Source organism: Candidatus Jordarchaeum sp. (genome assembly GCF_052745115.1).
Map to the genome: position 1 here is coordinate 1 of NZ_JBRAKS010000154.1, position 9,081 is coordinate 9,081.

General features: G+C 43.3%; 6 protein-coding genes. All 6 read left to right on the top strand.

From position 1 onward, the window contains the following. The first annotated feature begins 149 nt into the window (after positions 1–149). Positions 150–2,039 carry an asparagine synthase (glutamine-hydrolyzing) gene (gene asnB, locus ACUVXA_RS11690; RefSeq protein ID WP_445871445.1) on the top strand — a complete coding sequence of 630 codons (1,890 nt, stop codon included), beginning with the start codon at positions 150–152 and terminating at the stop codon, positions 2,037–2,039. A gap of 7 nt (positions 2,040–2,046) precedes the next feature. Next, entirely contained in the window at positions 2,047–4,200 is a 2,154-nt protein-coding gene (locus ACUVXA_RS11695; protein ID WP_445871446.1) for a bi-domain-containing oxidoreductase, read from the top strand. Positions 4,201–4,246: 46 nt separating this feature from the next. Beyond that, a complete protein-coding gene (locus ACUVXA_RS11700) occupies positions 4,247–5,404 on the top strand; it encodes a delta-aminolevulinic acid dehydratase (RefSeq protein ID WP_445871447.1) in 1,158 nt (385 codons plus the stop codon). Next, complete coding sequence (locus tag ACUVXA_RS11705) at positions 5,398–7,128, top strand: carbamoyltransferase C-terminal domain-containing protein (RefSeq protein ID WP_445871448.1); 1,731 nt, start codon at positions 5,398–5,400, stop codon at positions 7,126–7,128. The genes ACUVXA_RS11700 and ACUVXA_RS11705 overlap by 7 nt, the downstream gene beginning before the upstream one ends. Before the next feature lie 8 nt (positions 7,129–7,136). Continuing rightward, complete coding sequence (locus ACUVXA_RS11710; protein WP_445871449.1) at positions 7,137–7,853, top strand: WecB/TagA/CpsF family glycosyltransferase; 717 nt, start codon at positions 7,137–7,139, stop codon at positions 7,851–7,853. 35 nt (positions 7,854–7,888) lie between these two features. Beyond that, positions 7,889–9,081: non-hydrolyzing UDP-N-acetylglucosamine 2-epimerase (gene wecB / locus ACUVXA_RS11715; protein WP_445871450.1), on the top strand; the 1,193-nt coding region annotated here is incomplete at its 3' end.

Genomic DNA, 9,081 nt, shown 5'->3' on the forward strand with positions numbered 1-9,081 from the left:
TAGCAGAAAAAATCAAATTTCTAATTGAGAACCCTGACGTAAGAAAAAAGATGGGAGAGGAAAGCCGGCGGCTTTATCTTGAGAATTTCACTGAAGAAAAAATGATAGAGCGTCTATCTTACGCCTTCCATGCGGTTTTATCCCGGTAAATGTGTGGGATAGCTGGAATTTTCAATCCTAATGGCAAAATTCACGAGAACTCTCTCCAAATTTTAAGAGAAATGGGTGATGTTTTGTCTCACCGGGGGCCGGATGATTATGGTGAATACCGTTCTCCAAGTTGCGGTCTTGTTTTTAGGAGGCTTTCTATTATCGACCTTGAACGCGGGCATCAGCCGATGTTATCTGCCTCGCGCAGTTCAGTGATCGTTTTTAACGGAGAAATTTATAATTTTAAAGAGCTGAGAAAAGATCTTGAAGCAGAGGGATGCACTTTTCTTACAAATTCTGATACAGAGGTTATTCTTAATGGTTACGAAAAATGGGAGACTGACATAATTCATAGGTTAAGAGGAATTTTTGCTTTTGTATTATACGATATTCCCAAAGACAAGCTTTTTGTTGCCAGGGACCATACAGGAATTAAGCCACTCTATTATACTCTTTATAATGGACAATTCGTTTTTGCCTCTGAGATAAAGGCTATCCTCAAATATCCTGGTATCAAAGCAAGCTTAAACGTCAAATGTCTGCCTCAGTTTCTAAGTTTTCTCTGGGTTCCGGCCCCTAATACTTTATTCGACGATATTTTAATCTTGGAGCCAGGAACCATGATGCAGGTTGATGCAGATGGAACGCAAAAAAAGAGATACTGGACTCCTGACCTTTCCACCCAAGACGATGCGAAAAGTGAAAAAGATTGGATTGAAATTATCGATTCAGAGTTGAGGCGAACCGTCTCGGAACAAATGATTAGCGATGTTCCTTTGGGCGCTTTTCTATCTGGAGGAGTTGATTCTTCAACAATAGTGGCTTTAATGAACGATGTGTCCGATGAGCCGGTAACGACTTATAGCATTGGTTTCAATAGAGAAGACCTTAGGCGGGATGTGATACGCTCTGATCTTAAATATGCCAGGTTGGCAGCAAATATATTAAATGTGAATTACAACGAGATCGTTGTAAAACCCGAGGTGACGAGCCTTCTTGAAAAGCTCATCTGGCATATGGATGAGCCGCTTCCTGATCCCGCAGCGATCACAACTTTTCTCGTCTGTAACGCCGCCAAAGAGAAATGTTCAGTGATGCTTTCCGGTGTGGGGGGAGATGAGATATTTGGTGGTTATCCTCGCTATCTCGCCAATCGCCTTGCAGATAATTATCACAAAGTGCCAGCCTTCATCCGAAATAGTTTGGTTGCTCCTTTAGTAAGGGGCCTGCCGATTGGTTCAAGCCGGTCATTAAGGAACCTAAAGAAGTTCCTGAAAAGCGCCGATCTACCATTTGAAGAAAGATATTTTGGATATCTTAGTTATTATTCGAAGGAGGAGCTAACGAAGTTACTGAGAAAAGATTTCGATTGGTCTGAGATATTTCTCGCCCACAGACAAGTATATGAAAATTACAAAGCGACTGATGACCTTCAATTTATGATGAATCTTGATCTTATGACTTTCTTGCCTTATCTCAATCTAATGTATACCGACAAGATGAGCAGTGCTGCGGCAGTTGAGGTGCGAGTACCCTACCTTGACCATCTGCTGATTGAAAAAGTATCAAGAATTCCGTGCCACTTCAAAATCAATGGCAAAAGACAGAAATATATCTTGAAAAAAGTAGCCCAGAAATATCTTCCAAATAGATTGGTATGGAGAAAAAAAGCAGGCTTCGGGGCCCCGATCGGGGCTTGGATTAAAGATCAGGCAAAAGAAATGATGCTCGATCTTCTTTCTGAAGAAACTATTAAGAGAAGAGGATACTTTAACTATCCGTTTGTTTTTCGGCTAATTAAAAATCATTTAGATGAGAAAGAATACAACGCCAATCAGCTCTGGCAACTAATGGCTTTCGAGATTTGGCACCGAATCTTTTTGGGTTAATATAGAGATGAATCAGGTGGTTCAGACGCTGAAAAATGGGGAGGTTCAGGTTATTGAAGTTACGCCTCCAGTAAGAGATAAGGGCCTCATCTTAATTAAGAATCATTATTCCCTCATCAGTCCTGGGACAGAAGGGAGCACTGTCAGGGTTGCCCGCCAAGGTATCATTGGGAAAATTAAGGAAAGACCGGAACAGGCAAGACAAGTCGTGGAGCTTCTGAAGGAGCGGGGGCCTGTTCAGACATATCGGGCACTGATGAAGAGGCTCGATGCTTATTCGCAACTTGGCTATAGCTCCGCCGGCAAGGTCATAGAAGTAGGCCCAGGGGTTCAAGGAATTTCAGTTGGCGACTCAGTTGCGTGCGGTGGGGCAGGTTATGCGAATCATGCTGAGATAGTTGCTGTTCCGACCAATTTGTGCGTTAAACTTCCTCCAGATGCAGACTTACAGAAGGCGGCATATAACACGCTTGGTGCTATCGCCCTCCAGGGAATACGACAAGCCGACACGAAAATAGGAGAGACGTGCGCCGTTATCGGGCTCGGTCTGATTGGCCAGCTCACTGCGCTTATTCTTCGGGCCAGCGGGGTTAAGGTCATTGGAATCGATATCGACCCAAGGATGGTAGAAATTGCGCGCCAGCACTGCCTGGACCTTGGTCTTGTGAGAAATGACCCTTCGGTCCTGGATGAAGTTTTTTCCTTCACCCAAGGTATAGGTGCTGACGCTGTCATTATTACGGCTGCGACACAGAGTCTCGATCCAATTAATTTAGCCGGCACCGTTGCAAGAAAAAAGGGGAGAGTCGTGATTGTCGGCAATGTTCCCACGGGCTTTGAGAGAGAGCCTTATTATAGGAAAGAACTCGAATTGCGGATGTCCTGTTCCTATGGTCCGGGTAGATACGATATGGCCTATGAGGAAAAGGGCATCGATTATCCAGTCGGGTATGTGCGGTGGACAGAAAAGAGAAACATGGAAGCATTTCAAGAACTCATTTATTCCAGGAAGATTGCCATTGATTATCTAACCACTCATATATTTGACCTCGAGGATGCGCCCAAAGCCTATGATCTTATCTTGAAACGAGAAGAACCTTGTCTTGGGATGCTAATAAGGTATAAGGTTGGGGGAGCGGAAGAGGTAAAAAAGAAAATAGTTCTAAGAGAGAGGAAGCCTCTGAGAAAGATAAATATTGGTTTCATTGGAGCTGGAAGCTATGCTCAGAGCTATCTTCTGCCAAACATTCCCAAAAATGAAGATATAGCTCTTAGGGGCATTTTGGACGCCTCTGGGACGGTTTCAAGAAGAGTGGCCGAAAAATACGGGTTTGAGTTCTGCACCTCTGATGAAAAGGACATTTTTGAAAATGAGGAAATCAACACGGTCTTTATCGCCACGCGGCATGATAGCCATGCCCATTATGTCCTGAAGGCTCTACAGGCGGGGAAGAATGTGCATGTGGAAAAACCACTTTGCCTGAAAGAATCCGAGCTTGAAGAAATAAGGGAGTTTTATGAATCACTTGTCTCCCAGGGGAAGGCGCCTGTCTTATTGGTCGGTTATAACCGGAGATTTTCTCCCTTGACAAAGATTTTGAAGGAGAGATTCGGCGATGGACCGATGGCCATGATCTATCGTATCAACGCCGGCCATATTCCCGGGGAATCTTGGATTCAGGATCGAGATATAGGAGGAGGAAGAATCATTGGAGAGGTCTGCCATTTTGTGGATTTGCTGACGTTTCTCAATGGTTCTCTTCCCGAATCACTTTGGGCGACAGCTCTTCTCGATGCCGAAAACCTTGATGACACCATCAGCATAAATCTAAGATTTAAGAATGGTTCTATCGGGACGATTTCCTATTTTTCAAACGGGTCAAAAAGGCTATTCAAGGAATATCTTGAAGTTTATAAGTCGGGAATGGTCGGCATTCTGAAGGACTTTAAGCAAATTGAGATTCTTGAAAAAAGAAAAATATTCAAGAAAAAATTACTGAGCCAAGATAAGGGGCAAAAAGCGATGATCGCTTCCTTTTTTAAAGCGATAAAAAGTGGCCAAAAATCGCCTATTAGCTTTGATGAAATTTGCTCAGCGTCGGAAGCAACCTTTAAAATCATAAAATCAATAAGAACTCAAGAAAATATTTCATTTGATTAAAAATATCCAAAGAAGATAAATCATATAACTCATACGTCTCATCAGCTTGTTAGTAAAAATCAGTGATGCAATCGACAAATTGAGAACTTACGTGGAAAGGGAAAATTTTCAAGGGTATGATCCTTATGATGCTCTCAATAGCACGATTTTAAGGAAATTGTCGTTCAATCGAAAAGCACTGAGGATAGCTTTTATTCAATTCATGAAAAGATTTCCCATTAATTTAAGGCCACTTCTGGGCATTCGAAAAGAGCATAATCCGAAAGGTATCGGGCTTTTTCTCTGGAGCTATGCAAAACTCTATAAGGCCACTCGAAACCTGGAACTTCTACAAAAAATTGATTTTTTTCTTGACTTGCTCGAGAGCCTGAAAAGTCAAGGTTACTCCGGCAATTGCTGGGGATACAATTTCGATTGGCAATCGAAAGCCTTTTTTCTCCCCAAATTTACGCCGACGATCGTAAATTCCGCATTTATAGGGCACGCTCTGCTTGATACCTATCAATTCGTGGGCAAAGAAAGGGCTCTGGAAATGGCCTTGCCCATTTCCCAGTTTATCCTTCAGGACCTTAATAAAAAAGAAGACGCCAGGGGCATCTGTTTCAGTTATTCTCCGCTTGATGAGACGTTCGTTCATAACGCTAATCTCCTGGGTGCCTCTTTACTCATAAGATTATATAGGTTCGTACCCAAAGATGAGCTGAAAGACATCGCCCTCGCCAGTTTAGCTTATAGCATGAGCTACCAGAGAGACGATGGCTCGTGGTATTATGCTGAAACTGATTATCAGCGCTGGATTGATTCGTTCCATACAGGGTTTAATCTTCAGAGCATCCTGTATTTCTTGGAGGAAGGATTCGGGCTCGAAGATAAAAGTGCTTTTGAGAAAGGGGTAAAGTTTTACGCGGAGAGTTTCTTTCTCGATTATGGCGCGCCGAAGTACTATCATGACCGGCTTTATCCTATGGACATCCACTCTGCTTCACAAGGCCTAGTCCTTTTTTCCCGGATAAAAGGGTATGAGAAGCTAAGACAGAAGATTGCACGGTGGATGCTCGAGAATATGCAGGATAAGCGAGGTTTTTTCTATTATCTGAAAAATCGCTTTTACACGAATAAAATTCCATACATGCGCTGGTCACAGGCCTGGGCTTTGCATGCACTTACGGATTATTTTATAAGCGAAGGAAGAAAAGAATGCTAACTCTTGGTATCCACGACGGACATACCGCAACAGCTTGTCTCTTTGAAGATGGAGAGGTTATTGCCTGCATATCAGAGGAGAGGCTGAACAGGATTAAAGAATGGAGTGGGTTTCCCGAACAAGCGCTGAGGAAGTGTTTTGAGATTACAGGCAAATCATACAATGATGTGGGTGCCGTCGGAGTGTGTTCTTTGTTGCCTCAGATTGGAACCGAAAGCTGGTATAGGCCTAATGTCTACAAGCGGGCTTTTGCGAGCTTAGTCAAATTATTGCCGAAAAAGGTGTTACAGAGCTCAAATAATATTAAAACTATAAAAAAGATTGGAGAAGTGGTATTTCATTCAAGAAAAAAAGAGATCGTTCAAAAATTGAAAGAGATAGGCATCGGATGCAAAAACGTTTTTTTCTTTGAGCACCATCTATCGCATGCTGCGACTTGCTTCTATCTCAACTGGCATAAGAATTGCCAAACGCTGGTCATCACTCTCGACGGTTCTGGTGACGCCGTCTGTGCAACTGTCAATGTAGGGCGCAATGGAGAGATAGAAAGAGTAGCCGAGATTTTCAATTACAATTCCATTTGTGATTTCTACACTCGTATCACTCAATACCTCGGGATGAAACCAATGTCCCATGAATATAAGGTTATGGGCATGGCGCCTTATGCTTCAGGAAAAGAGCGGAAAGAGATTTTTGATATTTTTAAGAAATATTTTAGGCTTTCAGAGAAAAATCCATTACTTTTTGTAAATAATACAAGGCTTTATAAATGGCAGTTTACAGATGAATTCAAAAAGAGAATTCTGGGCAAAAGGTTTGATTGGATCGCTGGGGCTGTGCAGGATCTTTTTGAGGATCTCGTCCTTAAGTGGGTGAAAAACGCAATTCGAGCGACCGGCATTGGTGATCTTGCCGTATCGGGCGGTGGATTCATGAATGTCAAGCTCAATTATCTCATCTCCAAGCTTCCCGAGGTGAGCTCGCTCTTTGTTTTTCCGAGTTGCGGCGATGAATCTAACCCCGTTGGTGCTTCTATCCTGGCTGCCTTGAAGATGGGGTTTTTACCTGAAAAAATTAAGCCTCTGAAAATGATTTATTGGGGGCCTTCTTATAACGAAAGTGAAATTAGGAGGGCCATTGAGTATCGGCTTTCTGGATCGGGGTTTAAAATCAAAAAATATGAAAGCATAAACGATCATATCTGTGAGAAAATCCTTGAAGGCAAAATAGTTGGCCGATTCACCGGCCGGATGGAATGGGGGGCAAGAGCCCTTGGAAATCGCACGATCCTCGCAGATCCGAGAGACTCGAAAATCATCCACAAGATTAACAAGGCCATCAAGATGAGGGATTTCTGGATGCCCTTTGCGCCGGCGGTCCTCAAGGAATACCGGAATGAGTATCTTCTCCTGAGAGAGGATTTCCATTGTCCTTTCATGACCATTGCGCCAGATACAAAGCCACGCGCGTGGGAAGATATTCCGGCTGGCCTCCATCCTTTTGATAAATCCTCTCGAGCTCAGATTCTTGACCCAGAAAATCATGGCTCTTTCTATGAACTGGTTAAGCTGTTTGAGAAAAAGACAAGAGTGGGTGGGATAATTAATACTTCCTTTAACCTCCATGGTGACCCGATCGTCTGTTCTCCCGATGACGCTATCGACACTTTTTTAAAATCAGAACTGGATGTTTTGCAGCTGGAAAACTTTATAATTGAAAAATGATAAGAAACTTGCCGCTTGGACATCTAAAAATTAGTCAGGGGAATCTAGAAGATATTTTAGGCAGGGTTGAAGATTTCATCTGTCGGGGAAAAAGGGCTTATTGTGTCCCCCTCAATCTGACTAAGTATGTATTGGCCAAGCAGGATGATAAGCTGAAAAAGGTAATTCAGGAAGCAGATATCATAATTGCGGATGGAATGCCAATTTATTGGTTTTCCCGGAGGCTGGGCTACGATCACGTTTATCGCGTAACGGGCATTGAGCTTGCCGAGAGAATTTTTTTGACTTCAAAAGAAAAAAAGTGGACGATTTTTTTCCTGGGATCTACTCCCGAAAATCTCGACAGGGCTGTGAAGGAAATAGAAAAAAAATATCATTTAAAAAGTATCATCGGATTTCGGGACGGATACTTCAGCAATGAGGATATTCCTAAACTGCTATTGAACATTAATTCTCTTCAGCCAGATGTGTTGTTATTGGGGTTGGGGATGCCCCAAAAGGAGTATTTTATTTCAGATTACCTTTATGAAATTAAAGTGAAGTTTTGCCTTCCTGTCGGCGGCGCATTTGATATCTGGGCAGGAAAGAGAAAACGTTCTCCACTTTTTATCCAGAAAGCGGGTTTAGAATGGCTTTTTAGAGCATCTTTTGATAACCAGAAAGGCAAGAATATTTTCAAATATGGAGCTGCTTTCTTAAAGGATTTCCTTTTCTATAGATCATGAAGATTATTTTGGTGGCGGGGGCGAGGCCGAATTTCATGAAGATAGCTCCGCTCGTTGGGGCTTTCGATGAATTTAATCTGCAAAAGAAGAGTGGGAAGGAAAGAAGCAAAGGCAGAGAAGTAAAGAATAAAATAAAGGGGAAGGGTAAAGACCAGAAAGAAGGCAAAAAGAATGTTCACATTCATTATTCCATAGTCCACACCGGACAGCACTATGATGAGGGGATGTCGGAGTTTTTCTTCAGGGACCTGGGCCTCCCGGAACCGGATATTTATCTTGGGGTGGGCTCTGGAAGCCATGCCGAGCAAACCGCTCGCATCATGATGGCTTTTGAGAAGGTATGCCTCAAGGAGAAGCCAGATTTAGTGATGGTCGTTGGCGACGTTAATTCCACGGTTGCCTGCGCTCTGGTTGCGGCAAAGCTTATGATTCCTGTAGCCCATGTGGAAGCGGGGCTAAGGAGTTTTGATAGGTCAATGCCGGAGGAAATAAACCGGCTTCTCACGGACCTGATTTCGGATTTTCTATTTACAACGTGTGAGGATGCCAACCGCAATCTCATTCGCGAAGGGATTCCGAAAAAGAAAATTCATTTTGTCGGAAATGTGATGATCGACACCCTTCGGAAACATCTCCAGATGGCGAAAAAATCTGAAATCATCGAGCGCCTGGGTCTTTCTGAAGATGGAGGTATCAAAAAATATGCCCTATTAACCCTTCATCGGCCTTCTAATGTGGATGACCGGATTACACTCAGAAGGATTTTTGGCGCACTCAATGAGATAGCCTCAAGAATTCCGATCATATTCCCCATTCACCCGAGGACGCTGAGAAGACTTCAAGAGTTCAGGCTGAATAACCTTGTTAACTATGTGGATTTCGGCACTAAGGGATTTAATGAAAAGAGTTTTGATCATTCCGGCCTGGATAAATTACCCCGACGGGTGCTTGCCATCCCTCCGCTTGGTTATCTTGATTTTCTATGTCTCATGTCAAGAGCTTCTCTTGTGCTCACGGATTCTGGAGGGATTCAGGAGGAGACAACGATTTTGGGAATCCCTTGCCTGACTCTGCGAAACAACACCGAGCGGCCTATCACAATCACGCAGGGGACAAATTGCATTGTCGGGAACGACCCTCGCCGGATTAAAGAGAAAGCGTTTGATATTCTTAAAAATGGCATCTCGCGCCGTCGCATCCCGAGGTACTGGGACGGGAAAGCGGCCCA